We start from the raw sequence: 25,154 nt of genomic DNA on the forward strand, positions 1-25,154 counted from the left end.
TCACTTGGCAGGGAAGGTTGGCGACCATATATCTATCGCATAACGGATGCACAGCCCCGAGGCCAAGATGGACCTGTCCCTTCCCCCCCGCGTCACCCCCCGCGCTTTCGAGCGTCTGTCCGAAATCGGTGCAGGCGGTCAGGGCAAGGCCCTTCGCGTCGCGGTCGAGGGTGGCGGATGTTCCGGGTTCCAGTATCAGATCGAGTTGGATGACATTGCCGAAGGCGATACGGTGCTGGAGGGCGCGGGCGAAAAGGTCGTGGTAGACGAAGTGTCCCTGCCCTTTCTCGGCGGTGCGACCATCGACTTTACCGAAGAACTGATCGGCGCGCGGTTCACGATCCAGAACCCGAATGCCTCCAGCAGTTGCGGCTGCGGCGTCAGCTTCTCGATGTAGCCAGATCCGGTCGCGTGATCCGCACGAAGCGGGTCATCAGCGCCACGGTTGCCGCCGCCAGCCCGACGACCAGACCCAGCCAGATACCATCCGGTCCCAGCCCCAGCGGAAAGCCCAGCAGATAGCTGGCCGGTATACCCAGTACCCAATAGGACACGATCGCATAGATCATCGGCCGCCGCGTATCCTGCACTCCGCGCAGGAACCCCAGCGCCATGACCTGCCCCGCGTCCACAAGCTGGAACAGTGCCGCCAGCACCAGAAGATGCGTCCCCAGCGTCAGGATCGCGGCGGCATCCGGGTCGGTCGGGTCAATGAAATTTGATACGATCCACTCGCCAAAACCCAGATACATCACCAGCGACAGCGCCACGACGATGCCCGACAAAAGGCCCGCCGCAATGGCCGCACGCCGCAAGGCGCCCGCGTCCCCCATGCCCCAGGCCCGCCCGACCCGCACCGTGGCCGCGGACGACAGGCCCAGATGGACCATGAAGGTCAAAGCCGCGATCTGGATCGCCACGCCATGCGCGGCCAGCGGAACCGTCCCCAGCCAGCCCATCATCAGGGCCGATCCGGTGAACAGGCCGGATTCGGACAGATGCGTCAGACCGATGGGCCAGCCCAGCCGAAATATCTCGCCGAAGGCGGGCCAGTCGGGTCGGTGGATGTTCCGCAGCAGATCGAACCGCGCCATGTCCGGACCACGCGTCGCATAAAGCGCCAGCACCAGCGTCGTCAGCACATGCACCGCTACCGAAGCCAGCGCCGCCCCGCGCAAACCCATTTCAGGAAAGCCCAGGTTCCCGAAAATCAACAGCCAGTTCAGCGCGATATTCAGCCCGGCGGCCACCAGCGTCGCGACAAGAACAATCCGGGTGCGTTCCAGCGCGCTCAGGTGGCTGCGGAACGTGGCGGTCAACAACGCCGGGATCATGCCGAAACCTGCCACGCGCAGATAGCTTTGGGCGTCCGCCGCGACCGAAGCCCTCTGCCCCAGCGCCAGCAGGATCGGTTCGGAAAATATCATCAGGGGTGCCATTGCAAGGCCCGTCGCCAACGACAGCCACAGCCCCATTCGCGCAATCCTGCGCACCCGCACCTCGTCGTCTCTGGCCAGCGCGATGGCCGCCATGGGCATGCAGGCCACGGCAAAACCCGACCCCAGCACGAACATCGCGAAAAAGAACGACGTGCTGAGGGTCGATGCCGCCAATGCCGCGACCGAATAGCGCCCCAGCATCAATGTGTCGGTCAAGCCGATCAGAATCTGCGCCAGCTGGCTGCCGACAAGCGGCAGACCCAGAATCAACGTGCGCCGCAGATGAAGTGAAAGCCGGTCTGACATGCCCAGCCGCTACGCCGACGCGAACGGCGCGGCAATCCCTGCAAGGGCAGAACCGGGTTTGCCTTAGGCGTCCAGTCTGTCCTGCGCGTCGTTCACACTCACAACAAGACGTGCGCGCTGCCGTTCCAACACGTCGCGAATGCGCGGCTCGGAGGCGGCCTCGATGCCGTCGGCGATCAGGTCCAGCAGGCGCGTGCCATCCTTGACGACATCGGGCAACCCGCCTTTCGACAGCAACGATCGGACTCCTTCGATCAGTCCGCCACCCTCGGCGGGCAGACTTCCGCGGGAAATCAGAAGGGCCGAGATGTCCTCTTCCAAAGCGCGCAAGGAATCGTGCCAAGCCAAAAGTATCTCAACGTCTTCAGCGGGCTGGCCCTGGATATCGATGTGATCCAGCGCCGCCTCGCATGTCGACAGCAGGTGGCGCAACACATCGGACTGACGGTCGGGGCGACTGATATCGTCATTTTCAACGGTTTCAGTGGCTACCATGTGATTTGCCGCCATTTGCGGGGGCGTCGCCGGGTTTTTCATAAAAGACCCTCCTGACCGGACAAACAACCGGGTCATCCTCAGGGTTCCGCACATCAAAAAAGGCGTCCCGAAGGACGCCTCGTTATCAGATGCTCGCGGTGTGTCAGCCGACCAGTTCGAGACCGGAAAAGAAGAACGCGATCTCTTCCGCGGCGGTCTCGGGCGCGTCGGACCCGTGAACCGAATTTTCGCCGATCGACAGCGCGTAGTCTTTGCGGATCGTGCCCGCATCTGCATCGGCCGGATTGGTCGCGCCCATGACGTCGCGGTTCTTGGCGATGGCATTTTCACCTTCCAGAACCTGCACCACGATGGGTTCGGAGACCATGAATTCGGTCAGCTCACCAAAGAACGGACGATCCTTGTGGACGCCGTAGAATTCCTGAGCCTGGGCCAGTGACAACTGAATACGCTTGGAGGCAACGACGCGCAGGCCCGCCTCTTCGAACCTGGCGGTGATCGCGCCGGTCAGGTTGCGCCGGGTGGCATCGGGTTTGATGATCGAGAAGGTGCGTTCGAGGGCCATGTCGGTCTCCGGTCAGGTTACGTTTGGCGGGCCTCTAGCAGCGTCGCAGACCAAAGGAAACCGGGTGTTGACGGCGGGCGTCGCAGCCGCCATGGCACCGCCCATGCTACAAATCACCGACCTCAACTATTCCGTCGCCGGACGGCCCCTGTTCGAAGGCGCCAGCGCCACCATTCCCGAAGGTCACAAGGTCGGCCTTGTGGGACGCAACGGCACGGGCAAAACGACGCTTTTCCGTCTGATCCGGGGCCAACTGGCCCTGGACTCCGGCGACATGTCCCTTCCGTCCCGCGCCCGCATTGGCGGCGTCGCGCAGGAGGTGCCGTCGTCCGATGTCACCGTGTTGCAGACCGTTCTGGATGCCGATACCGAACGTGCCGCGTTGATGGCCGAAGCGGAGACCGCCACGGACGCGCATCGTATCGCCGAGGTTCAGGCCCGCCTGCAGGACATCGATGCCTGGTCCGGCGAGGCACGTGCATCCAGCATTCTCAAAGGTTTGGGCTTCGAAGTTCATGAACAGTCGCGGCCTTGTTCGGATTATTCCGGCGGCTGGCGTATGCGTGTCGCCCTGGCGGGCGTGCTGTTCGCGCAGCCCGATCTGTTGCTCCTGGACGAACCGACGAACTACCTCGATCTTGAAGGCGCATTGTGGCTGGAAAGCTATCTTGCCAAGTATCCGCATACTGTCATCATCATCAGCCACGACCGCGAGTTGCTGAACCGTGCGGTGGGCGGCATCCTGCATCTTGAAGACAAGAAACTGACTTACTATACAGGAACTTACGATCAGTTTGTCCGCGCCCGCGCCGAGAAACGCGCAGGTCAGGCAGCCGAGGCATCCAAGCAGGCGGCGCGGCGGGCGCATCTGCAAAGCTTCGTGGACCGTTTCAAGGCGAAGGCCAGCAAGGCGAAACAGGCGCAGAGCCGGGTCAAGATGCTGGAAAAGATGGAGACCATCCGGGCGCCCGAGGACGCCGCGCGGACTGTGTTCACTTTCCCCCAACCCGAAGAAATGTCGCCGCCGATCCTGCGGCTGGATGCGGCAGCTGTCGGGTACGGCGGCGACCCCGTGTTGCAGCGCCTTAATGTTCGAATAGATCAAGATGATCGCATCGCGCTGCTGGGTCGGAACGGTGAAGGAAAATCCACGCTTTCCAAGTTGTTGTCAGACAGACTTAAGACGTCTGATGGCAAGCGCATCGCGTCGAAGAAGTTGCGGATCGGCTATTTCGCGCAACACCAAGTGGACGAGCTTTTCGTTGACGAGACGCCCCTCGAACACCTCAAGCGCGAACGCCCTGACGATGCCCCACCCAAGCTGCGCGCGCGGCTGGCCGGATTCGGGCTGGGTGTCGATCAGGCGGAGACTGTGGTGGCCAAGCTGTCGGGGGGGCAGAAGGCCAGGTTGTCGTTGCTTCTGGCCACGCTGGACGCGCCGCACATGCTGATCCTGGACGAGCCGACGAACCACCTGGATATCGAGAGCCGCGAAGCGCTGGTAGATGCTTTGACGGCCTATACGGGCGCCGTGGTTCTGGTCAGCCACGACATGCATCTGCTGAGCCTTGTTGCGGACCGTTTGTGGCTGGTCAAAGGCGGCACTGTCGGCCCGTATGAGGGCGATCTGGAGCAGTATCGCAAGCTGCTTCTGCAGGGTGAAGACAAGCCTGCAAAGCCTGGACGCGAAAAGGAAAAACCCAAACCCGTCAGCCGTGACAAGCTGATGGAACTGCGGTCCGAGACGCGGCGCGCGGAGGAGCGCGTGAAGAAGATCGAGGACATGCGCGACAAGCTGGCCAAGAAGCTGGCCGACCCGTCGCTCTACGAGGAAGGCCGCAAGGGTGAGCTGGAGACCTGGAACAAGAAATATGCCGAGGTGATGCAGGCATCCGACCGGGCCGAAGCGATGTGGCTGACGGCGATGGAAAGCCTCGAAAAAGCGCAGAAATAACCCTGTCACCCCCCGTGCACCCCCTGTACACCCCCCGTACAGACATGCGTGCACGGGACCCAAGGCACTTCCCATGACCCTGACCGAAGCCATCACCGCTTTCACAGCGCTGTTCGTCGTCATCGACCCGATCGGTCTGGCCCCGATCTTCGTCGCGATGACGGCGGGCATGACGCCGCAGTTGCGCCGGGCCATTGCCATCCGCGCCTGCGTGATCGCTGCCGGCCTTCTGATTGCCTTCGCGCTTTTGGGGGAGTCGATCCTGACCTTCCTCGGGATCTCGATGCCTGCGTTCCGCATCGCCGGCGGCCTGCTGCTGTTCCTCACGGCGCTGGAGATGCTGTTCGAAAAGCGTCAGCCCAAGCGCGAGGGTCGCGCCGATGAGCCGACGAGCGACCCGTCGGTCTTCCCCCTTGCCCTGCCATTGATTGCCGGACCGGGGGCCATCGCGACGATGATCCTGTTGACCGACAATGCCAGCGCCATCGGGTCTGTGCAGGCAATCGGGGTCATGCTGGTCGTGATCGCGGGGGTATTCGGGTTCTTTCTGCTGGCCACGCCCCTCGAACGGCTGCTGGGCCACACCGGAACGAATGTGGTGACACGCCTGTTGGGAATGTTGCTGGCGGCGCTGTCGGTTCAGTTCGTTCTGGACGGCCTGAGCGATCTTCCGGGCTGGTAAGTTGCGCCGACGTGCCTAGATTAGCGTCATGACCGGAGATGACACCGCCTATCTGATTTACCTTTCTCTGTTCGGGCTTGTCATCGGCGGGTCCTATTTCATTGCGAACCGTCACCGATTGGGTCAGGTCGCGCAGCAGGCGGCGATCTGGTTCTTCATCTTCCTGACTGCCGCACTTATCTTCGGCAACTGGGACCGCGTGCAGCAGACCCTGATGCCATCGCAAACCTACCTCTCGGGCGAAGCGGGCACGATCGTGGACGTGCCCCTGGGACGCGACGGGCATTACTACATGACGCTGGGTGTGAACGGTCAACCGATCGACTTCGTGGTCGACACCGGGGCCAGCGACATCGTGCTGTCCCGCGACGACGCGGTGGCGGTCGGGATCAACCTGGATGGGCTGCAATATTTCGGTCAGGCGATTACGGCGAACGGCACGATCCGCACCGCACAGGTCTTTCTGGACGAAGTGAAGCTGGGCGATACCGTCAACACCGATGTGCGTGCCATCGTCGGCGAAGGCGATCTGGGGGTCAGCCTTCTGGGGATGTCGTACCTGCAGACCTTCGGCAAGATCGAGATCGAGGGCAATCGGCTGCGATTGATCCGCTAGGGCTTAGCCGGGGACGTTCTTCGTCGCCTTTTCCACCCATTTCCCCGTTTCCTCGGACCAGTAGCGCGCGGCGCAGCCCGCTTCGGTCAGCGCCCTCCATTGGCTCCGGGCCCGGGACAGAGCCTCGCCGTCGGTGCCGTCGAACAGGATGCAGGTGCGCTGCATCTGCGTGACTTCATCGGCCGCGACCTCGGCCCCGTCGACCGCCATCAGACAGTCGGGGGCATTGTCCGCAGCGCCCAGCGTCAGCAGGACGGGTTGGCGCGCATCATGCGGCCCGCCGGCCCGACCATGCGGAAGAAAGCCGTCGCCCAGCCACAAACGTTCGTCCAGCCACTCCAGCCGCCCGGCATCGCCGCCGCGCACGGCCACGCGCCACGATTGCGCCAGCGAACGGGTCAGCAGATTGGCCAGCGTCGCATCCACGGCAGTGCGGGTCAGATGGTAGAAATAGGCCTCACCCATCGGTGGAGTCGGCCTCCGGCTTCGGCTCGAACCTGTCGCGGATCAACCGGTCGAGAGCGCGGACACCCCAGCCGGTCGCGCCCGCCGGGGCCAGCGCCGTGCCCCCCGAGACGGAGGCGACGCCCGCGATGTCGAGGTGGATCCACGGTGTTTCGTCACGCACAAACCGTTGCAGGAACTGTGCCGCCGTAATCGACCCCGCGGGGCGGCCGCCGATGTTCTTCATGTCGGCCACGCGCGATTTCAGCAGCTTGTCGTAGGCATCGCCCAGCGGCATCCGCCACGCGCCTTCGCCGGTGTCTTTCGCCGCCTTCAGGAACGCATCGCAGAGCGTGTCGTTGTTCGAGAACACGCCCGCGTTTTCGTGGCCCAGACCCACGACGATGGCCCCGGTCAGGGTGGCGAGATCGATCATGCCCGTAGGCTGAAACCGCTCCTGCGCATACCACATCACATCGCACAGCACGAGGCGGCCTTCGGCGTCGGTGTTGATGATCTCGACCGTATCGCCCTTCATCGAGGCGACGACATCGCCGGGGCGGATTGCGCGCCCGTCGGGCATGTTCTCGACCAGACCGACCAGCGCCACCACGTTCGCCTTGGCCTTGCGTTTGGCGATGGTGTGCATGACGCCCGCGACGGTGCCGGCCCCGCCCATGTCCATCGTCATGTCCTCCATGCCCGCAGAGGGTTTGATGCTGATGCCGCCGGTATCGAAGACCACGCCCTTGCCGATCAGGGCGAAGGGTTTCTCGTCAGCCCCGCCGTTCCATTCCATCACCACGACCTTGGAGGGCGACTCCGATCCCTGCCCCACCGCCAGAAGTGTGCGCATACCGAGCTTTTCGAGGTCGGCTTCCTCCAGCACCTCGACTTTGACGCCGAGGTCGGTGAGGGCCTCCAGCCGGGTGGCGAACTCCGCTGTGGTCAGGACATTCGCCGGTTCGTTCACCAGATCGCGGGTAAAGAACACGCCTTCCGCCACGGCGCGGGCATCGGCGAAGGCGGTTTCGGCCTCGTCGGGCCTGGAGGTCATCACGGTGACGGCAGCAGCGGGGCTTTTGTCGTTGCCGGTCTTGTGGTCGCTGAAATCGTAGCCGCGCAGGGCGGCGCCCAGAACGGCATCGGTCAGGCGGCGCAGCGTGCCGCCAAGGATCAGCAGATCGCGCGAGCCGCGCAGTTTGGCGACCGCGGCCCCGGCCCCCATCGCCTTCATCATATGCGGGCGACGGTCGAGTTTGGCGATGGCGACGGTCGTGGCCGCGACGCCGGTCGGGAAGCCGAGGTCCAGCACTTCGCCCGCGTCCAGTTTATCGAAAGCCGGGCTGTCGACCGCCCGTTTCACGGCCCCCTTGGTCAGCCGGTTCAGACGCCGCGCCTCGACCCCCAGCGTCCCGTCGGTGACGACGAAACAGGCGATTACACCGTCGAACGTGGCCAAGGCGTCCAGATCGGTTTCGACAAAGCGGACGGGGGCGGGTGCGGTCATGGGATGCTCCGGGAGAGTGTGATTTCGCGCGACCCTAAACGGGGGGTCGGTGACTTTCCAGACACGCGCCGCAATCTGGGGTTTGATGCCAGCGCCAAGCCCGCTAGGAAGGGTCAAATGAGCCCGGAGAACGTTCCGGGAGGGGGATGATTGGGCCTGTTCGACAGATACCTTTCGGGACAATTGCTGATGTATTTCAGCTTCTTCAGCCTGGTTCTGGTAGCGGTCTATTGGGTCAACCGGGCGATCGGGCTGTTCGACCAGCTGATCGCGGGCGGATCGAACATTCTGACCTTCCTGGAGTTTACAGCGCTGGCCCTGCCCAACGTGATCATGGCGGTGCTGCCGGTATCGGCACTGGTGGCCACGCTCTACGGGATCAACCGGCTGGCGGCGGAGTCCGAAATGGTGGTGGCGCAGACGACCGGCTTGTCGCCCTGGCGGCTGGCGCGCCCGGTGCTGATCTTCGGCTTCGTCGTCGCGCTGATGGTCAGCGTACTGGCGCATGTGCTGACCCCGGCGTCGCGCAGCGCACTGGCGGTGCGGGGTGCGCAACTGTCGCAGGATGTGACCGCGCGGTTCCTGAAGGAGGGCGAGTTCATCCATCCCGGCGCGGGCATCACCGTCTATGTCCGCGAGATCACGCAGCGGGGCGAACTTCTGGGCCTGTTCCTTCAGGATCGTCGCAGCCCCGAGGTGCGCACGTCCTACACCGCCGAACGCGCCATTCTGGTCCGTGCCGACCCGGACGTGGGCGGAGGCACGCGGTTGGTGATGTTCGACGGCATGGCCCAGACCCTGCAAACCGTGGACCGCAATCTGGTGACCACGACGTTCAACGATTTCGCCTATGATCTGGCGGGGCTGGCCGGATCCGCCGCCGCAAGGACGCGCGATCCGCGCGAATTGTCGACGCCCGAGCTGCTGCGGGCCGACGCCACGACGCAGGAATTGACGGGTGTGGATGTGGCGAAATTGCAGTACGAAGGTCATCTCAGGATATCCGAGGCCCTCTTCGCCTTCGCCCTGCCGTTGATGGCGCTTGGGTTCCTGATGCTGGGCGGCTATTCGCGGCTGGGGTTGTGGCGCCAGATTCTGGCGGCGGTCGTGGCGGCCATCATACTGAAAATGCTGGGCAACATCGCAGAAACCGCCGCCCGCGGCCAGGTCGGGGGGTGGTGGCTGACCTATGTGCCTTCGCTGATGACGCTGGCCCTGGGGGCGGGGCTGATCTGGCGCAGTACATTCGGGCCGCTGCGTCTGCGCCGGACCGGGGGGGGCGCATGATCCTGCAGATGTATCTGGCGCGCCGGTTCCTGTGGCTGGTGTTCATCGTCACGCTGGTATTCACCGGCCTGCTGCTGCCCATCGACCTGATGGAGCAGTTGCGCCGTCTGGACGGGCGCGGCGGAGATGTAGGGGACGGCTTGCGGCTGGCGGCGCTGAACCTGCCGGCGGCGCTCTATCAGATCCTGCCGTTGATCGTGATCCTGTCGACGCTGGCACTGTTCCTGTCGCTGGCGCGGTCGTCCGAAATGGTGGTGATCCGGGCCGCGGGCCGCTCGGCGATGCGGGCAGCCTTCGCGCCCGTCATGGCCGCGTTCGTTCTGGGCGTTGCCGCACTGGTGACCGTGAATCCCATCGTAGCCGCGACGCAGGGCGTCTATGAACGGGAGATCGCGCGGTGGCGCACCGGGTCCAGCAGCGTGATGTCGATCAGCGAGGAGGGCGTCTGGCTGCGGCAGGGCGACGGCACCGGCCAGACGGTGATCCGCGCGCAGCGGTCGTCGCTGGACGGGACCCTGCTCTATGATGTGACGTTCCTGTCGTTCGATGCGAATGGCACGCCGGTCGAACGGATCGAGGCGGCGCAGGCCGAACTGACCGACGGAGAATGGTTGCTGGCGGACGCGAAGATGTGGCCGCTCAGCCAGTCCGAAAACCCCGAGCGCGACTCGCGCGCCGTGGCCATAGCCACGATCCCGTCATCGCTGACCCGCGATCAGATCCGCGACAGTTTCGGCGTGCCGTCGTCGATCCCGATCTTTCAGTTGCCGGGATTCATACGTCAGCTTGACGCCGCCGGCTTTTCGGGGCGCACGCACCGCATCTGGTTGCAGATGGAATTGGCGAACCCGCTGATGCTGGCAGCCATGGTCCTGATCGGGGCGGCGTTTTCGATGCGTCAGGTCCGGGCCGGGCGGTCGGGAATAATGGTGCTGACGGCGCTTCTTCTGGGGTTCGGGGTTTTCTTTCTGCGCAACTTCGCTCAGGTGCTGAGCGAGAACGGGCAGCTTCCCGTGGTGCTGGCCGCGTGGTCGCCGCCGATTGCCGCGATCCTGCTGTCCGCAGGTATCATTCTGCGTCTGGAGGACGGGTGATGCGTCTGATCATCGCGCTGTTGGCCCGCCTGATGGGTGGCACCTGCCTGATTGTTTTCCCGGTCTCCGCCTTCGCGCAGACGACCGTCGCGGCGGCCGATGCCGCGCAGCAGGTGGCCCCGGCAACGCTGGTGGCGGATAGCGTCGAGTTCGACGCCGGGAAACTGGTCGCGGAAGGTAACGTCGAGATTTATTTTGACGGGCGCATCCTGCGCGCGACGCGCGTGACCTATCTTCGGGCCGAGGACCGGGTCATCGTCGATGGGCCGTTGACCTTGCTGGACGGGCCGGACGCGATTCTGGTCGCGGACTTCGCATCGCTGGCGTCGGATCTGCGCAATTCGGTCCTGCAGGGGGCACGTCTGGTTCTGGATCAACGCCTGCAGATCGCCGCGTCCGAAATCGCGACCGATGCCGAGGGGCGGTATACGCAGCTTTATCAGACCGTCGCGTCGTCTTGTCAGGTCTGCGTCGGCAGTCCTGTGCCGCTTTGGCAGATAAGGGCGCGGCGCATCGTCCACGACAAGGAAAAACAGCAGCTTTATTTCGAAGGTGCCCGGTTCGAGGTGGTCGGCGTGCCCATCGCCTGGTTCCCTCGTCTTCGCCTGCCCGATCCGACGCAGGAAAGGTCGACCGGTTTGTTGACCCCCCGGCTGACCTCGGACGATTTGCTGGGCACCGGTCTTTCACTGCCCTATTTCATCGAACTGGGGCCATCGCGCGATCTGACGCTGACGCCGTTCATCACGAACACCGAAACGCGCAGCCTGGGCTTCCGATATCGTCAGGCATTCGACAACGGTGACATCGAGGTGAACGGGGCGCTGTCCAGCGATATGATCCGACCGGGGGAAACGCGGGGGTATATCTTCGCAGAAGGAAACTTTTCGCTGCCCCGCGATTACCGGCTGACATTCAATATCGAGGCGGTCAGCGACAAGGATTATCTGGCAACCTATGGTATCGGCCAGCAGGATCTTCTGGAAAGCAGCATCGCCATCACGCGGGTCGACCGAGAGGACCGGTTTCTGGCAGAAGTGATCGCCTTCAATACGTTGCGCGACGGCGAAAACAACCGATTCCAGCCGACGCCGGTCTTTACCATCGAACGGCAGCGGCGCGTCCCCGAGAGTTTTCTGGGCGGTCAGACCGTCTGGACGCTGCAGGCGCATGCCCGCAACCGTGACGCGAGCACGGTTCCTGCGGGCATGCCTGCCAATTCTGCGCGCGACACGCTGCGCCTGTCGGCGGGCGTGGATTGGAAGCGCAGTCGCATCTTCGACTCGGGACTTGTTACGACGGCCCTGGGTGGGCTGAATCTGGATGCCTATAATGTGCAGCAGGACCCGTTTTTCCCGGATACGACCTTCCTGCGTGCCGTGCCCTATGCGGGTCTGGAGTTGCGTTTGCCGATGGCGCGAGCCGAGGCGGGCGGCGTGCGCCACGTGATCGAGCCGATCGCACAGGTGATCCTGGCACCGAACGATCGCCGCCTGACACCCAACGAGGACAGTCTCACCACCGAATTCGATGAGGGAAACCTGTTTTCGCCGTCACGGTTCGCGGGTCGTGACCAGAGGGAATTGGGCAACAGGTTGAATATCGGCGTCAGCTATACCCGCTACGACCCGTCCGGCTGGAAGGTCGGAGCGACGGCGGGACGGATATGGCGGCAGGACGACTTGGGTCAGTTTCGCCAGGGCACGGGACTTGCGGGAACGGCCTCGGACTGGCTGCTGGCGTTCAAGGCGGACTCTGGCGACGGATTTCAGCTGATGCAGCGGTCGCTGCTTTCGGACGGTCTGGAGTTTTCCCGCTCCGAAACCATTCTGCGCTGGAATGGCGAACGGCACGCGCTGGAGACGCGCTATACCTGGCTGGAGGCGGACGCCGGGGCGGGCCGACCGACAGCTACATCGGAATGGGCGGTGGATGCGTCGCGCGACCTGGGCCGTGACTGGACGGGGCGGGTAAACTGGCGATATGACTTCATCACGAACGACGCCAGCAGCGCCGGTCTGGGACTGACCTATCTGTCGGATTGCCTGACGGTCGATTTTGATGTGGAGCGACGCTTCACATCGACGACCACGCTGCAATCATCGACCAGTTTCGGACTGGGTATAGAACTGGCAGGCTTCGGAGCGGACGACCGGCGCGACCGAAAACGGCGCTGCGGAATATGAGAGGGCGGGCAATGACACGATTTCTGGCGACACTGACGGTGGCCATCACGCTGGGGCTGGCCGGATTGGCAACGCCGGGCGCGGCGCAACAACCGTTCGCGGCTGCGGCGACCGTCAACGGACAGGCAATCACCAACTTTCAGGTGCAGCAGCGCGCCCGTTTTTTCGGACTGTTGCGGGCACCGAATGCCGATCCCGAAGGGGCGACCGACGTGTTGATCGACGAGGCGTTGCAGGTGCAGGCCGCCAGAGCCGCGGGCGTGGAGCTGACCGCCGAGGACCTGGATGCCGGGCTGGTTGAATTCGCCGGCCGGGCGAACCTGAGCCCCGATGCGTTCATCGCGGCCCTGGAGCAGGAGGGCGTTGCCGCCGAAACATTCCGCGATTTCGTGCGAAACGGGCTGTATTGGCGCAATCTGGTGCAGGAAAGGTTCGGGCCGCAGTCGCGACCGAACGAAGCCGAAGTCCGGCGCACGCTGGCCCGTGGCGGGGCCGCCAATGTCCGGGTTCTGCTGTCGGAAATCGTACTTCCGCTGACACCTGAAAATCAGGCCGAACAGGCAGCGCTGGCACAACGGCTGTCCGATACGATATCCGGTCAGGCCGCGTTCGAGCAGGCGGCTCGCACCTATTCCAAGTCGAACTCGGCCCGCTCAGGCGGACGGATCGACTATGTCGACCTGAATGCACTGGCCCCGCCGATCGCCAGTCAGGTGCTGACGCTTGCACCCGGCGAGATTTCGGACCCGGTGAACCTCGGCTCATTTATCGGGCTGTTCATCCTGCGCGGTCTGGACGATTCTCCGGTCAACGCGCCGACGGCCCTGAGCGTCGATTATGCCGAATACCTGATCCCCGGGGGCCGCACGGCGGAAACACTTGGCATCGCCGCGCAGTTGCAGGACCGGATCGACGCCTGCGACGACCTTTACGGTGTTCTGCCGAACGCCGGACAGGGGCAATTGACGCGCCAGACCGTGCCGACCTCCAGCCTGGCAGGCGATCTGCGGCAGGAGTTGGCCAAGCTGGACGAGGGCGAAGTCTCGACCCTTCTGACGCGCGACGGGTTCCTGCGCTTCATCATGATGTGCGGTCGCGAAGTCGAAGCCGACGATGAGGCATTTACCCGGCTGGGCCAGCAATTGCTGAATCAGCGGTTGGGCAGCTATGCCGACGGTTTGCTGGCGGAACTGCGCGCCGATGCCATCATCACCCGCTGACACCCGGCCACTGGCGATCACTTGCGGGGAACCTTCGGGCATCGGTCCCGAAGTGATCGCCAAGGCGCGGACTGAAATTTCAGATGTGCCGTTCTTCGTGATCGGGAACCCCGACCATTTTGCGGGGTTCGGCGCCCTGATGCGTCTGATCGACGACCCGTCCGAAGCGGGAAACGATGCGCTTTGCATCCTGCCCCATGACGTTCCCGGCCCGGCGCGCCCCGGCTGGCCCGACAGGCAACAGGCGGCGGGGGTGATTTCCGCCATCGCGCGGGCCGTCGATCTGGCCCTGGGCGGCAGGGTATCTGGTGTCGTGACCGCGCCGATTCACAAGAAGGCGTTGAAGGATGGGGCGGATTTTCCGCATCCGGGGCATACCGAATACCTGGCCGCACTGGCCGGTAACGTCGATGTCGTGATGATGCTGGCCTGCCCCGCGTTGCGCGTCGTGCCCGCCACCATCCATATCGCGCTGGACCGGGTATCGACGGAGTTGACGCCCGCTGTTCTGGAGACGGTGCTGCGCGTCACCCATGCGGGCCTGCGCCGGGATTTCGGCATCGCCGCGCCCCGCATCGCGGTGGCCGGATTGAACCCGCACGCGGGCGAAGGCGGCACCATGGGACGGCAGGAGGTCGAGTGGATCGCCGATCTGGTCGCGCGGCTGGCCCCCGAACTGGGCTGTTTCGGCCCCCTGCCCGCCGACACGATGTTTCACGCGGGCGCACGAGCCGGATACGACGCGGCGGTGGCGATGTATCACGATCAGGCGCTGATCCCGATCAAGACCATCGATTTCGCGGGCGGCGTGAACGTCACGCTGGGTTTGCCGTTCATCCGCACCTCGCCCGATCATGGCACCGCCTTCGACATCGCCGGGCGCGGCGTAGCCGATCCGACGTCGATCATCGCGGCAATCCGGATGGCGTGGGACATGGGACAACTCCGGAACGCCTTGGCCTGAGGCCCCGCCCCCGCTAAGGCGAGTAGCATGAGCCAGATCGATACCCTGCCGCCGTTGCGCGACGTCATAAATGCGCATGATTTGCGCGCCAAGAAATCCCTGGGCCAGAATTTCCTGCTGGACCTGAACCTCACGGCGCGGATCGCACGTGTCGCCGGGTCGCTGGAAGGCGTCGATGTACTGGAGGTCGGACCCGGTCCCGGTGGTCTGACACGTGGATTGCTGGCCGAGGGAGCCCGGCATGTTCTGGCCGTGGAAAAGGACGCGCGGTGTCTGCCCGCCCTGGCCCAGATCGAAGCCGCCTGCCCCGGTCGCCTGACCGTTGTGAACGCGGACGCGCTGAAGCTGGACGCAAGCGATCATCTGAGTACGCCGTGGCGGATCATTTCGAACCTGCCGTATAATGTCGGGACGGAATTGCTGGTGCGCTGGCTGACGCCCGCCAGCTGGCCCCCACCATGGCAAAGCCTGACGCTGATGTTCCAGAAGGAAGTGGCCGAACGCATCGTCGCCGCGCCGGGGTCCAAGGCCTACGGGCGGCTGGCGATTCTGGCGCAATGGCGCTGCGACGTGCGCATCGCGATGACGCTGCCGCCCGAGGCGTTCACACCGCCCCCCAAGATCCATTCAGCGGTGGTGCATTTCACAGCCTTGCCTGCGCCGCGGTTTCCAGCGGATGCGGCGGTTCTGGAACGGGTTGTCGCCAAGGGCTTCAACCAGCGGCGCAAGATGCTGCGCGCCGCGTTGAAGGGGCTGGTGCCGGATGTGGAAGATCGTCTGGTCGCGGCAGGGATCAAGCCCACCGACCGGGCCGAGCAGATACCGCTGGAGGCCTGGTGCGCCCTGGCCCGCGAAATCGCCTGAGCTGACACAAGGGGCCGGAGACCCCTTGTGCATTTTCAGGCCGGTATCAGCTGTCCGCAGCCGGTTCGCTGGATGTGTCTTCCACCTTGGCCGGGGCCTTCTTGCGCACGCGGGTGCGTTTGGGCTTGTCGGCGGGCGGCGCATCGGCGCGGTTTTCAGGCGTCTCGACCGGCCCGTTATCGACCTCGGGCGCGTCGATTACGTCGACGGTCTGTGCACGTTTACTGCTCCGCGTCGGGGTGTCGGGCTGTGATGCTTCGACCGGTTGTCTGGCGTCACCACCCTGATCGTTGCCCTGATCGTTGCGGGTGTCGTTGCGATTATCGCGACGACGGTTACCGCCCTGATTGCCGCCCTGACCGGAATTGTCCTGACCGCCGCCCTGCTGGTTGGGGTTCTGGTTATTCTGGTTGTTGTTATTGTTCTGCTGACCATTCTGGTTGCCATTCTGCTGGCCCCCGGTCTGGTTGCTGTTCTGCTGGTTGTTGTTCGGCTGATTGCTGCTGTTCTGCTGGTTATTCTGCTGGCGGGCCTCCAGCTCCTTCTGGGCGGCGGCAAGCAACCGGGTGTAGTGCTCGGCATGCTGCTGGAAGTTCTCGACGGCGACGCGGTCGCCGGATAGCTGCGCATCCCGGGCCAACTGGTTGTATTTCTCGATGACCTGCGCGGGCGTTCCGCGCACCTTGCCCTCGGGGCCGGAGCTGTCGAACGTCCGATTGATGATATTGCCGCCGCCCTGAGGGTTGCGACTACGGTTCTTGTTCCGCGAACGGGACTTGCTGCTTCTCATGCGTGGTGTATTCCGCTGATCGTTGCCGTGGACCCTGCCCGTCTCATGCGGGTCGCGGGGTCCGGAGATGGTCGGGCGTCGCATCCGGGGCACGTCTTACCGTGTCAACCGCCGATGCTGTGTAGGTTATGGGTGTGTCGGGCCGCACATACAAGCTGATTTATTGCCCATTGGCCGGTTTTTCTGCCGAAACCACCCGATCCTTGCCGTTGAGGTCGCATTTTACCGCCACGTTGGTCAATCCGGCCTTGTGAAACAGGGCCGAAACATCATCTGCCTGCGTCGCGCCGATTTCTACCAGAAGGCGACCGCCGGAGGTAAGGTGCGCCGATGCGTCGCGGGCGATGATGCGATATGCGTCCAATCCATCGCCGCCGGGCGTCAGGGCGAGGTGCGGCTCGTGCAGGACTTCGGGCGACAGATCGGCCATTTCCGAAGCGGTGATATAGGGCGGGTTGGAGACGATGAGATCGAAGGCGCCTTCGACCGACGCCAGCCAGTCGGAGTTGAGTAAGGTCACGCGATCGGCGACGCCGACCATCGCCGCATTCTGTGCCGCAACTTTCAAAGCGTCATCCGAGATGTCGGTGCCCAGCCCGGCCGCTTCGGTCTGTTCGTAAAGAAGCGACAGCAGGATGCAGCCGGACCCGGTGCCAAGGTCGAGGACGTTCGTGAACTTCGTCTGCAATGCAGTCTCGATCAGCGTTTCAGTGTCGGGACGCGGGTCAAGTACGTCGGCATTGACGATGAAATCATGCATCCAGAAGGCGCGCCGTCCGGTGATATGCGATACCGGTTCGCGGCGAAGGCGACGCCGGATCGCCCGTTCATAGGCATCCGCGATATCGGGCGGCATGGTGTCGCCGCTGCCCACCGCATCCTCGGCCACGGCAAGAAACAGCGCGGAGGCGTCACGCGCCGGGTCGGGGATGCCGACCAGTTCCATCCGCTGACGGGCGGAGTGCATGGCGCGGGCAACGTCGGTTTCGTTCATGTTCCCATCTCGGCCATCAACTGCGCCTGAAGATCGGCGGTCAGGGCGTCGATGACATCGTCCAGATCGCCCTGCATCACGGCGTCGAGCTTATAGAGTGTCAGGTTGATCCGGTGGTCGGTCATGCGGCCCTGTGGAAAATTATAGGTGCGGATGCGTTCGCTGCGGTCGCCCGACCCGACCTGTGCCTTCCGGTCTGCGGACCGTTCGGCATCGACCGCCGCCCGCTGCGCCTCATAGAGCCGTGCGCGCAGCACATTCATCGCGATCTCGCGGTTGCGGTGCTGGGATTTCTCGCTACTGGTCACGACGATGCCGGTCGGCAGGTGCGTGATGCGCACGGCAGAATCGGTGGTGTTGACGTGCTGCCCGCCGGCCCCGGATGCGCGCATCGTGTCGATACGGATATCGGTGGCCGGGATGTCGATATCGACCTCCTCCGCCTCGGGCAGGACGGCGACGGTCGCGGCAGAGGTATGGATGCGCCCGCCGGATTCGGTCGAGGGTACGCGCTGAACCCGGTGGACCCCGGATTCGAACTTGAGGCGCGCGAAGACGTTCTCGCCCTCGATCCGGGCCGTCAGTTCCTTGATGCCACCCAGATCGGTTTCCTGCCGTTCTATCATCTCGACCCGCCAGCCGCGTCCTTCGGCATAGCGGCGATACATGGTTTCCAGATCCGCGGCGAAGAGCGACGCCTCGTCGCCGCCAGTGCCGGGCCGGATTTCCAGGATCGCGGGCCGCGCGTCGGCGGCATCTTTGGGCAGCAGCGCAAGCTGCAACTGCGCCTGCCCCGCCGCAAGCGCGGCCTCGAGTTCCGGCAGTTCGGCCTGCGCCAGTTCGGCCATTTCAGCGTCGGCCAGCATGGCGCGCGCCTCGTCGATCTGACGTTCCAGCAGGCGATGCGCGCGAACCTGTTCGGCAACCGGCTTCACATCGGAATATTCACGCGTCAGGTCGGCGATCTCCGATGCCTCGGGCCCTGCATTCAGGCGCGCTTCGAGATATTCGAAGCGCGACAGGATCTGATCGAGGCGGTCGGACGGGATCATGCGCGCGTGATGCGGGGCAGATCGGATTTGGTCAAGGGCACCCGGAATGTTAGCATATTCGGCAGGAGGTATTGCCGATGCGCCGTGTTGTCCTGTTTCTGTGTCTTTCCGCCCTTCCTGCGGCGGCCCAGGATCTTTATCCTCCGATGCCCGGTGTCGACTGTTATTGCACCGACACGACCGGCGGGCGGGTCGAAATGGGAGTCGAAGCCTGTCTTACCGTGGGGGGCCGAAGTTTCATGGCGCTTTGCGATATGTCGTTGAACGTGTCGATCTGGCGGGACACGGGGCGAGACTGCATCAGTAGTTGAGGCGGGAATACCGCGTCAGGGCGCGGTAGTCCTTGCGCGGCCCGATGACATGCCAGCGCACCGACCAGCGTGGCCAGAGCGTGAAATCATACGTCAGGCAATATGTATCGGGCGCGCAGTCGTGCGTCGCGGCAGGGCGCGGTCCGGGTCCGATGACATGGAATGGGCGCGCATCGGCGAAGGCCACCGCGATGGCATTGTCCTGCGCCTGCCAGAGTGTCGTTCGGTTGCCCGACACCGGGGCCATGGCGCCAATGGTCAGCGACCCGATCTCATCGCAGCGAAGACCAGTTGCGTCCGGGGACCAGTCCGCCGTGCCGCTGAACCGGGCCGTCGTGCCATCGGCGTGACGGATCACCCGCGCGACCTGCCACTTGCCCGACAATTGGGCCAGACGATCAGCCGGGGTCATGGCAGCTTCCTTGCGGTGAGAACCTCTGCACCCTAAGAGGCACGCGACCCGTCCACCAGTCGAGAGTGCCGCCATGATCCCCCGTTATTCCCGCCCCGAAATGGTCGCCATCTGGTCGCCTGAGACGAAATTCCGCATCTGGTACGAGATCGAGGCCCATGCCTGCGATGCGATGGCCGATCTGGGCGTCATCCCCCGCGAAAACGCCGAAGCCGTGTGGAAGGCCAGGGATACGGACTTCGACGTCACGCGCATCGACGAGATCGAGGCGGTGACCAAGCATGACGTCATCGCGTTCCTGACGCATCTGGCCGAGATCATCGGTGCGGACGCAGCACGCTTCGTGCACCAGGGCATGACATCTTCGGACGTTCTGGACACCACCTTTAATGTGCAACTGGTGCGCGCCGCCGATCTGTTGATCGCGGATGTCGAGGCATTGCTGGAGGCGCTGAAACGTCGGGCCATCGAACATAAAGACACGGTTCGGATCGGGCGATCGCATGGCATTCATGCGGAACCGACGACGATGGGCCTGACCTTTGCGCGGTTTTACGCGGAAATGGCGCGCAACCTGAAACGGCTGCAAACAGCGCGCGCGGAAATCGCGACGGGTGCCATCAGCGGTGCGGTCGGAACGTTTGCCAATATCGACCCGGCGGTCGAGGAGCACGTCTGCGCCAAGCTGGGGTTGGAGCCGGAGCCGATCAGCACGCAGGTCATCCCGCGTGACCGCCATGCCGCCTTCTTCTGCGCGCTTGCTGTCGTGTCGTCGTCGGTCGAGAATATCGCCATCGAGATCCGCCACATGCAGCGGACTGAAGTGCTGGAGGCGGAAGAATTTTTCAGCGCGGGCCAGAAGGGGTCAAGTGCCATGCCGCACAAGCGCAACCCCGTTCTGACCGAGAACCTGACGGGTTTGGCGCGGATCGTACGGATGGCCGTCATTCCTGCGTTGGAGAATGTCGCGCTGTGGCATGAGCGGGATATTTCCCACTCCTCCGTCGAGCGGATGATCGGGCCGGATGCGACCGTGACGCTGGATTTTGCGTTGTCGCGCCTGACGGGCGTGATCGACAAGCTGGTGATCTATCCCGACAACATGCTGGCGAACATGAACAAGTTCCGGGGCCTTGTGATGTCGCAACGGGTCTTGCTGGCGCTGACGCAGGCCGGGGTCAGCCGCGAGGACAGCTATAAACTGGTGCAGCGCAATGCGATGAAAGTTTGGGAGCAAGGCGCTGATTTTCAGACCGAATTGCTGGCCGATGCGGACGTTCGGGCGGCTTTGTCCGAGGATGAGATCAGGGAAAAGTTCGATCTTGGCTATCACACCAAGCATGTCGACACGATCTTCAAGCGGGTCTTCGGCTAGGTCAGGCTTATCGAAGCTCCGGTTCGGAGTTCACGAAGGCTGTGCGATGCCCAACGTGGCCGTCACCGTCGGGGACGCTGCCGACGCGGGCGACAAGCCGACCGTTCCCGGCTAGCCAGACCGTGACAGACCGGATTTCATCGGTCTGCCCGCGACATAGGTCTGCGCGACGGCACGGTCGTCGCCCATCATGATGGTCGGGAACACTGCTTCCCAGAGATCGTCGGCCTGCGCCTGCCGTTGTGCGATGGCGGGGGTCGAAGCCAGGTCGAGGACGACAAGATCTGCCATCGCGCCGGGCGCCAATCGCCCGATGTCATCGGCCATCAAGGCGCGCGCCGACCCTTCGGTCGCCAGATACAGAAGCTGCGCAGGGTGCAGGGCGGTGCCGCGCAGTTGCGCGACTTCGTAGGCGGCGGCCATGGTGCGCAGCATCGAAAAGCTGCTGCCGCCGCCGGTATCGGTGGCAAGTCCGACACGCATCCGCGCCGACATCCCCATGTCGAACAGGCCCGACCCGATGAATGTATTGGATGTCGGGCAGTGGATTATGGCGGCACCGACGTCGGCCAGTCGATCCTTTTCGCGATCCGTCAGGTGGATGGAGTGCCCGTAGAGACCGCGTTCGCCCAGCAAACCATGCGTCTCGTAGGTGTCGAGGTAATCGCGCGCGTCGGGAAACAGGTCGCCGACCCAGGCGATTTCATCGGTCTGTTCGCTCAGGTGCGTTTGCATCATGCAATCCGGGTTCTCGGACCAGAGCGCGCCCAATGCCGATAGCTGGTCGGGCGTGGACGTCGGCGCAAAGCGCGGCGTGATGACGTAACGTGCGCGCCCTGCCCCATGCCATTTCGACAGCAAGGCGGCGCTGTCGTCATAGGCCGATTGCGCCGTGTCGCGCAGGGTGTCCGGGGCATTGCGATCCATACAGGTCTTGCCCGCCCAGATAGCCATATCGCGCTTGGCCGCGGCCTCGAAAACTGCATCAACGCTGGCGGGGTGGATTGTGGCGAAGCTGCAGGCGGATGTCGTGCCGTGCGCGAGCGCAAGATCGAGGTAGCGATTGGCAATTTCACCGGCGTAAGCGGGGTCGTTGAACCGCGCCTCCTCGGGGAAGGTATAGGTATTCAGCCAGTCGATCAGCCGCTTGCCCCAGGAGGCGATGATCGCGGTTTGCGGATAATGGACATGGGCATCGACGAAACCCGGCAGGATCAGGTTCTGACCGTGATCCGTAACCTTTGCATCGGGATAGTCGGCGCGAAGCCGGTCCGCGGGGCCGGTTACCACGATGCGTCCATCCTCCATCGCAACAGCACCATGTCTGTGATGGACAACCGCCTCGGTTGGATCGGTCGCAAAGGGATCTGAGGTGAAAGCCAGTGTCTGGCCGAGGATCAGAGATGTCATGCCCCTGCCTACCTGCACGGCGAAATCCCCGCTACCCCTTACTCGGCAGGCGCGCTATCCCCACAGCAACAGCACGGGGAGACAGCGCATGGACGAGCCGGACCTGCAGATCGATGATGAAATCGACGATGACATCGAGCTGGATCAACCGCGCCTGAAACTGGTGCGCACCGCGCTGGACGAGCGCGATTCCATGGCGCTGGACGACCTTCTGGAACCTTTGCACGGCGCAGATATCGCCGACATTCTGGAACAGATCACCGAGCTGGAACGCGCCACCCTGATCGAATTGTGGTCCGGTAATATCGACGGGGAAATCCTGTCGGAACTGGACGAGTCGCTGCGCGAGGAGATCCTCGCCGCGCTGCCCGCCGAGGATGTCGCCGACGCGGTTCGCGAGCTGGACACCGACGACGTCGTTGACCTGATCGAGAACCTGGACGATCAGACGCAGGCCGGTGCGATCCTTGGCGCACTGACCGACATTGACCGGGTCGCGGTCGAACAGGCGTTGACCTATCCGGAGTATTCCGCCGGTCGCCTGATGCAGCGCGAGGTGGTCGTCGCGCCCTCGTTCTGGAACGTCGGACAGGCCATCGACCATCTGCGAACCGCCGAGGATCTGCCCGAGCAGTTCTATCATGTCATTCTGGTCGATCCGCGGATGCGGCCGGTGGGTCATGTGACATTGGGCAAACTTCTTGCGACGGCGCGCGATGTGCCGCTGTCGGACATCGAGGAGGAAAGTTTCCGCACCTTCGAAGTCACCGACCCCGAAAGCGAAGTCGCCTATGCCTTCAACCAGTACCACCTTATTTCCGCCGCTGTGACGGATGCTGACGACCGTCTTCTGGGGGTCATCACCATCGACGACGCGATCCGGATTCTGGATGAGGAAGCCGAGGAGGACATTCTGCGTCTGGCCGGTGTGGACGCCGAGGAATCGCTGTCCAACAAGACGCTGGGCGTCGTCCGGCGACGGTTTCCCTGGCTGGCGGTCAACCTGGTGACGGCTATCCTGGCATCAATGGTGATTTCTCAGTTCGAGGCGGTGCTGACCCAGATCGTCGCGCTGGCCGTTCTTATGCCGATCGTGGCGTCGATGGGCGGCAATGCAGGCACACAATCGCTGACCGTGGCGGTGCGCGCGCTTGCGACGCGCGACCTGACAGGGGCGAACGTCTGGCGGATTATCCGGCGCGAAGTGATGGCGGGCGCAATCAACGGGTTGGCTTTCGCGGCGATCATGTCCGTTGTGGGCATTATCTGGTTCGACTCGCTGATGCTGGGGGCGGTGATCGCGGTGGCGATGGTCATCAACATGATCGTTGCGGGGCTGGCGGGCGTGGGCATACCGGTCGTGCTGGAAAAGGTCGGGATCGATCCGGCACTCGCGTCCGGCGCTTTCGTGACCACTGTGACGGATATCGTCGGGTTTTTCGCGTTTCTGGGGCTGGCGGCGCTCTGGTTGCTCTAGGCGCTCAGGCAGCCGCGTCCAACAGGGCCTGCGCCGCACCACGGGCCGCGTCTGTAATCGTGTCACCGGCTAGCATGCGGGCAATTTCGTCGACGCGGTCGGTTTCAGCAACCGGGACGACGGTCGAGGTGGTAATGTCTTTGGCGATAGATTTCTCGACGCGCCAGTGATGCGCGCCGAAGGCGGCAACCTGCGGAGAATGCGTCACGACGAGGACCTGGCCGCCGTCGGCCAGCTTCTTCAGACGGCGACCGACCGCGTCCGCAGTGGCTCCTCCGACGCCGCGGTCGATCTCGTCGAAAATCAGCGTCAGGGTGCGGTCGCCGCCGGTCAGGCAGACCTTCAGGGCCAGCAAGAAGCGGCTGAGTTCGCCGCCCGATGCGATCTTGTTAAGCGGGCCGGAAGGCGCACCGGGATTGGTGGCAACCTCAAAGGCGACCCCGTCGGCCCCGTCGGGGCCGGGCGTGGCGGGGGTGACGATCGTCGTGAAGGTTGCACGGTCCATCTTGAGCGGGGCGAGCTCTTCTGCCATAGCGCGGTCCAGCGATTTGGCCGCCTTTGTGCGCGTAGCGGTGAGGGCGGCGGCGGCGGTGTCGTACGCCTTTTGCGCCGCGTCCGCCTCGGCCTGCAATTTCGGCAGCGCACCTTCGGATGCATCCAGCAGGGCCAGCCTTTCGCGCAACTCGGCGGCAAATGCGGGCAAATCGTCGGGTTGCCTGCCGTGCTTGCGGGCCAACGCGCGGATGGCGAACAGCCGCTCCTCCGTCTCCTCCAGCTCATACGGATTGAAGCTGAGCGCATCCAGGCAGGATTCGACCCCGGCCTGTACGTCGGACAACTCGACCATGGCGCGGTTCAGCGCGTCGATGGCAGGGTTGATCGTGTCACCTGCCCTGTCCGCCGCGCCCTCGAGCCAGCGGGTTGCATCAATCATCTGACCTTCGGCCCCCTGCGGCCCGATCGCCTGCAGGGCGCGGGCGACGTCGGCACGTATTTTCTCGGCGCCCTGCATCAGACGGCGGCGGGCGTCGAGGTCGGCTTCCTCTCCGGCTTGTGGGTCCAGGGCATCGAATTCCGCGACCGCATGGCGCAGGAAATCCTCCTCGGCGCGGGCCTCGTCGCGGCGGGCTTCGGCCAGTTTGAGCGTCCGGCGGGCAAGGCTGAGGCTGGACCACGCGCGCGACACCGGAGACAGGTCCGACCCGGCGAATGCGTCCAGCAGCGCGCGGTGACCGCGCACGTCCAGCAGCCCACGATCGTCATGCTGGCCGTGCAATTCCAGCAGGGTATCGGACAACGCGCGCAGCACCTCGCCGGTGACGCGGATACCGTTGACCCAGGCGGTTTTGCGTCCGTCCCGCGTATTGATGCGGCGCAGCAGCAATTCACCATCGTCGGCAGGGATGGAATGATCGGCCAGAACCGCGCGGGCAGCGTGACCGGCTGGCAGGTCGAAACTGGCGGAGACCTCGCCCTGATCGGCCCCCTGTCGCACCAGCTCGGCCCTCCCCCGCCAGCCCAGAACGAAGCCGAGAGAATCGAGCAGAATCGATTTGCCCGCACCGGTTTCGCCGGTCAGCACGTTCAGCCCCGCGTGAAATTCCAACGCGAGGTGGTCGATGATAAGGAGATCGCGGATATCGAGTGTGCGGAGCATCCGGCTATCTAGCGCGCAGAATTAGCGAACCACCAGTGGCGCGCAGG

24 protein-coding genes are annotated in these 25,154 nt (G+C 64.0%); 13 read left to right on the forward strand and 11 right to left on the reverse strand.

From position 1 onward, the window contains the following. The first annotated feature begins 73 nt into the window (after positions 1-73). Positions 74-397, forward strand: a complete 324-nt coding sequence (locus AC13C2_RS04610) for a HesB/IscA family protein (protein WP_092762704.1) — start codon at positions 74-76, stop codon at positions 395-397. On the opposite strand, the gene AC13C2_RS04615 is transcribed toward AC13C2_RS04610, so the two are convergent. From AC13C2_RS04615 to ndk, 3 genes are all read right to left on the reverse strand, one after another. Continuing rightward, positions 381-1,745: an MATE family efflux transporter gene (locus AC13C2_RS04615; RefSeq protein ID WP_424338416.1), complete on the reverse strand. Its 1,365-nt coding sequence runs from the start codon at positions 1,743-1,745 to the stop codon at positions 381-383. The two genes, AC13C2_RS04610 and AC13C2_RS04615, sit on opposite strands and share 17 nt — an antisense overlap. Before the next feature lie 63 nt (positions 1,746-1,808). Beyond that, positions 1,809-2,282, reverse strand: coding sequence for a hypothetical protein (locus AC13C2_RS04620; RefSeq protein ID WP_482886074.1), 474 nt, complete (start codon positions 2,280-2,282; stop codon positions 1,809-1,811). A gap of 103 nt (positions 2,283-2,385) precedes the next feature. Continuing rightward, complete coding sequence (gene ndk, locus AC13C2_RS04625) at positions 2,386-2,808, reverse strand: nucleoside-diphosphate kinase (protein ID WP_339643453.1); 423 nt, start codon at positions 2,806-2,808, stop codon at positions 2,386-2,388. Between the two features lie 103 nt (positions 2,809-2,911). Here ndk and AC13C2_RS04630 point away from each other — a divergent pair, with 103 nt between their 5' ends. The 3 genes from AC13C2_RS04630 to AC13C2_RS04640 all read left to right on the forward strand — a co-directional run bounded on the left by AC13C2_RS04630 (position 2,912) and on the right by AC13C2_RS04640 (position 6,060). Next, complete coding sequence (locus AC13C2_RS04630) at positions 2,912-4,762, forward strand: ABC-F family ATP-binding cassette domain-containing protein (protein ID WP_482886075.1); 1,851 nt, start codon at positions 2,912-2,914, stop codon at positions 4,760-4,762. 73 nt (positions 4,763-4,835) lie between these two features. Continuing rightward, on the forward strand, positions 4,836-5,444 hold the full coding sequence (locus AC13C2_RS04635; RefSeq protein ID WP_339643459.1) for a MarC family protein: 609 nt from the start codon (positions 4,836-4,838) through the stop codon (positions 5,442-5,444). A 28-nt stretch (positions 5,445-5,472) separates the two neighbouring features. Continuing rightward, entirely contained in the window at positions 5,473-6,060 is a 588-nt protein-coding gene (locus tag AC13C2_RS04640; protein WP_482886076.1) for a retropepsin-like aspartic protease family protein, read from the forward strand. 3 nt (positions 6,061-6,063) lie between these two features. On the opposite strand, the gene AC13C2_RS04645 is transcribed toward AC13C2_RS04640, so the two are convergent. Together AC13C2_RS04645 and AC13C2_RS04650 are read right to left on the reverse strand one after the other, a co-directional pair. Beyond that, positions 6,064-6,525: a DNA polymerase III subunit chi gene (locus AC13C2_RS04645; protein WP_424338418.1), complete on the reverse strand. Its 462-nt coding sequence runs from the start codon at positions 6,523-6,525 to the stop codon at positions 6,064-6,066. Next, on the reverse strand, positions 6,518-8,014 hold the full coding sequence (locus tag AC13C2_RS04650; protein ID WP_482886077.1) for a leucyl aminopeptidase: 1,497 nt from the start codon (positions 8,012-8,014) through the stop codon (positions 6,518-6,520). The genes AC13C2_RS04645 and AC13C2_RS04650 overlap by 8 nt, the downstream gene beginning before the upstream one ends. Before the next feature lie 150 nt (positions 8,015-8,164). Here AC13C2_RS04650 and lptF point away from each other — a divergent pair, with 150 nt between their 5' ends. Genes lptF through rsmA form a run of 6 tightly spaced genes read left to right on the forward strand, consistent with a single transcriptional unit; the run spans position 8,165 to position 15,629 of the window. Beyond that, the gene (lptF, locus tag AC13C2_RS04655) at positions 8,165-9,301 is read left to right on the forward strand and encodes an LPS export ABC transporter permease LptF (RefSeq protein WP_482886078.1); all 1,137 of its coding nucleotides are present in this window, start codon (positions 8,165-8,167) and stop codon (positions 9,299-9,301) included. Next, positions 9,298-10,395, forward strand: coding sequence for an LPS export ABC transporter permease LptG (lptG, locus tag AC13C2_RS04660; RefSeq protein ID WP_482886079.1), 1,098 nt, complete (start codon positions 9,298-9,300; stop codon positions 10,393-10,395). The genes lptF and lptG overlap by 4 nt, the downstream gene beginning before the upstream one ends. After that, positions 10,395-12,581, forward strand: coding sequence for an LPS-assembly protein LptD (locus AC13C2_RS04665; RefSeq protein WP_482886080.1), 2,187 nt, complete (start codon positions 10,395-10,397; stop codon positions 12,579-12,581). The genes lptG and AC13C2_RS04665 overlap by 1 nt, the downstream gene beginning before the upstream one ends. Positions 12,582-12,592: 11 nt before the next feature. Next, positions 12,593-13,801, forward strand: a complete 1,209-nt coding sequence (locus AC13C2_RS04670; protein ID WP_482886081.1) for a peptidylprolyl isomerase — start codon at positions 12,593-12,595, stop codon at positions 13,799-13,801. After that, positions 13,782-14,765, forward strand: coding sequence for a 4-hydroxythreonine-4-phosphate dehydrogenase PdxA (pdxA, locus tag AC13C2_RS04675; RefSeq protein WP_482886082.1), 984 nt, complete (start codon positions 13,782-13,784; stop codon positions 14,763-14,765). The genes AC13C2_RS04670 and pdxA overlap by 20 nt, the downstream gene beginning before the upstream one ends. A 27-nt stretch (positions 14,766-14,792) precedes the next feature. Further along, positions 14,793-15,629, forward strand: a complete 837-nt coding sequence (rsmA, locus tag AC13C2_RS04680) for a 16S rRNA (adenine(1518)-N(6)/adenine(1519)-N(6))-dimethyltransferase RsmA (protein WP_092762548.1) — start codon at positions 14,793-14,795, stop codon at positions 15,627-15,629. Between the two features lie 46 nt (positions 15,630-15,675). Here rsmA and AC13C2_RS04685 read toward each other — a convergent pair whose 3' ends face one another. The 3 genes from AC13C2_RS04685 to prfA form a co-directional block, all read right to left on the reverse strand. Beyond that, a complete protein-coding gene (locus AC13C2_RS04685; protein WP_092762546.1) occupies positions 15,676-16,419 on the reverse strand; it encodes a DUF4167 domain-containing protein in 744 nt (247 codons plus the stop codon). 160 nt (positions 16,420-16,579) lie between these two features. Beyond that, complete coding sequence (gene prmC / locus AC13C2_RS04690) at positions 16,580-17,413, reverse strand: peptide chain release factor N(5)-glutamine methyltransferase (RefSeq protein WP_482886083.1); 834 nt, start codon at positions 17,411-17,413, stop codon at positions 16,580-16,582. Beyond that, a complete protein-coding gene (gene prfA, locus AC13C2_RS04695) occupies positions 17,410-18,465 on the reverse strand; it encodes a peptide chain release factor 1 (RefSeq protein ID WP_339641418.1) in 1,056 nt (351 codons plus the stop codon). Before prfA ends, prmC begins: the two co-directional genes overlap by 4 nt. A gap of 77 nt (positions 18,466-18,542) precedes the next feature. On the opposite strand from prfA, the gene AC13C2_RS04700 reads away from it, so the two are divergent. Further along, positions 18,543-18,776 carry a hypothetical protein gene (locus tag AC13C2_RS04700; RefSeq protein WP_092762541.1) on the forward strand — a complete coding sequence of 78 codons (234 nt, stop codon included), beginning with the start codon at positions 18,543-18,545 and terminating at the stop codon, positions 18,774-18,776. Here the strand turns inward: AC13C2_RS04700 and AC13C2_RS04705 are convergent. Continuing rightward, the gene (locus AC13C2_RS04705) at positions 18,766-19,188 is read right to left on the reverse strand and encodes a DUF6314 family protein (RefSeq protein ID WP_092762539.1); all 423 of its coding nucleotides are present in this window, start codon (positions 19,186-19,188) and stop codon (positions 18,766-18,768) included. The genes AC13C2_RS04700 and AC13C2_RS04705 overlap by 11 nt on opposite strands. Positions 19,189-19,261: 73 nt before the next feature. Between AC13C2_RS04705 and purB the strand changes: the two genes are divergently transcribed. Continuing rightward, the gene (gene purB, locus AC13C2_RS04710; protein ID WP_424338422.1) at positions 19,262-20,563 is read left to right on the forward strand and encodes an adenylosuccinate lyase; all 1,302 of its coding nucleotides are present in this window, start codon (positions 19,262-19,264) and stop codon (positions 20,561-20,563) included. Positions 20,564-20,674: 111 nt separating this feature from the next. On the opposite strand, the gene guaD is transcribed toward purB, so the two are convergent. Beyond that, positions 20,675-21,973 carry a guanine deaminase gene (guaD, locus tag AC13C2_RS04715; RefSeq protein ID WP_482886084.1) on the reverse strand — a complete coding sequence of 433 codons (1,299 nt, stop codon included), beginning with the start codon at positions 21,971-21,973 and terminating at the stop codon, positions 20,675-20,677. A gap of 88 nt (positions 21,974-22,061) precedes the next feature. On the opposite strand from guaD, the gene mgtE reads away from it, so the two are divergent. After that, positions 22,062-23,450 (forward strand): magnesium transporter, encoded by a 1,389-nt coding sequence (mgtE, locus tag AC13C2_RS04720; protein WP_482886085.1) that lies wholly within the window; start codon positions 22,062-22,064, stop codon positions 23,448-23,450. Positions 23,451-23,454: 4 nt separating this feature from the next. On the opposite strand, the gene recN is transcribed toward mgtE, so the two are convergent. After that, a complete protein-coding gene (gene recN / locus AC13C2_RS04725; RefSeq protein WP_482886086.1) occupies positions 23,455-25,107 on the reverse strand; it encodes a DNA repair protein RecN in 1,653 nt (550 codons plus the stop codon). Positions 25,108-25,154: the final 47 nt, after the last annotated feature.

It is taken from the genome of Jannaschia sp. L-14R (assembly GCF_056857695.1).

Bases quoted from the DNA above. Each gene is read 5' to 3' on its own strand.
- prmC (WP_482886083.1), bottom strand. From the start codon at position 17,413: ATGAACGAAACCGACGTTGCCCGCGCCATGCACTCCGCCCGTCAGCGG.
- AC13C2_RS04615 (WP_424338416.1), bottom strand. From the start codon at position 1,745: ATGTCAGACCGGCTTTCACTTCATCTGCGGCGCACGTTGATTCTGGGT.
- AC13C2_RS04705 (WP_092762539.1), bottom strand. From the start codon at position 19,188: ATGACCCCGGCTGATCGTCTGGCCCAATTGTCGGGCAAGTGGCAGGTC.
- rsmA (WP_092762548.1), top strand. From the start codon at position 14,793: ATGAGCCAGATCGATACCCTGCCGCCGTTGCGCGACGTCATAAATGCG.
- AC13C2_RS04685 (WP_092762546.1), bottom strand. From the start codon at position 16,419: ATGAGAAGCAGCAAGTCCCGTTCGCGGAACAAGAACCGTAGTCGCAAC.
- lptG (WP_482886079.1), top strand. From the start codon at position 9,298: ATGATCCTGCAGATGTATCTGGCGCGCCGGTTCCTGTGGCTGGTGTTC.
- AC13C2_RS04620 (WP_482886074.1), bottom strand. From the start codon at position 2,282: ATGAAAAACCCGGCGACGCCCCCGCAAATGGCGGCAAATCACATGGTA.
- AC13C2_RS04630 (WP_482886075.1), top strand. From the start codon at position 2,912: ATGCTACAAATCACCGACCTCAACTATTCCGTCGCCGGACGGCCCCTG.
- ndk (WP_339643453.1), bottom strand. From the start codon at position 2,808: ATGGCCCTCGAACGCACCTTCTCGATCATCAAACCCGATGCCACCCGG.
- AC13C2_RS04700 (WP_092762541.1), top strand. From the start codon at position 18,543: ATGCGCCGTGTTGTCCTGTTTCTGTGTCTTTCCGCCCTTCCTGCGGCG.
- pdxA (WP_482886082.1), top strand. From the start codon at position 13,782: ATGCCATCATCACCCGCTGACACCCGGCCACTGGCGATCACTTGCGGG.
- AC13C2_RS04635 (WP_339643459.1), top strand. From the start codon at position 4,836: ATGACCCTGACCGAAGCCATCACCGCTTTCACAGCGCTGTTCGTCGTC.
- AC13C2_RS04670 (WP_482886081.1), top strand. From the start codon at position 12,593: ATGACACGATTTCTGGCGACACTGACGGTGGCCATCACGCTGGGGCTG.
- purB (WP_424338422.1), top strand. From the start codon at position 19,262: ATGATCCCCCGTTATTCCCGCCCCGAAATGGTCGCCATCTGGTCGCCT.
- guaD (WP_482886084.1), bottom strand. From the start codon at position 21,973: ATGACATCTCTGATCCTCGGCCAGACACTGGCTTTCACCTCAGATCCC.
- AC13C2_RS04640 (WP_482886076.1), top strand. From the start codon at position 5,473: ATGACCGGAGATGACACCGCCTATCTGATTTACCTTTCTCTGTTCGGG.
- recN (WP_482886086.1), bottom strand. From the start codon at position 25,107: ATGCTCCGCACACTCGATATCCGCGATCTCCTTATCATCGACCACCTC.
- AC13C2_RS04650 (WP_482886077.1), bottom strand. From the start codon at position 8,014: ATGACCGCACCCGCCCCCGTCCGCTTTGTCGAAACCGATCTGGACGCC.
- prfA (WP_339641418.1), bottom strand. From the start codon at position 18,465: ATGATCCCGTCCGACCGCCTCGATCAGATCCTGTCGCGCTTCGAATAT.
- mgtE (WP_482886085.1), top strand. From the start codon at position 22,062: ATGGACGAGCCGGACCTGCAGATCGATGATGAAATCGACGATGACATC.
- AC13C2_RS04645 (WP_424338418.1), bottom strand. From the start codon at position 6,525: ATGGGTGAGGCCTATTTCTACCATCTGACCCGCACTGCCGTGGATGCG.
- AC13C2_RS04665 (WP_482886080.1), top strand. From the start codon at position 10,395: ATGCGTCTGATCATCGCGCTGTTGGCCCGCCTGATGGGTGGCACCTGC.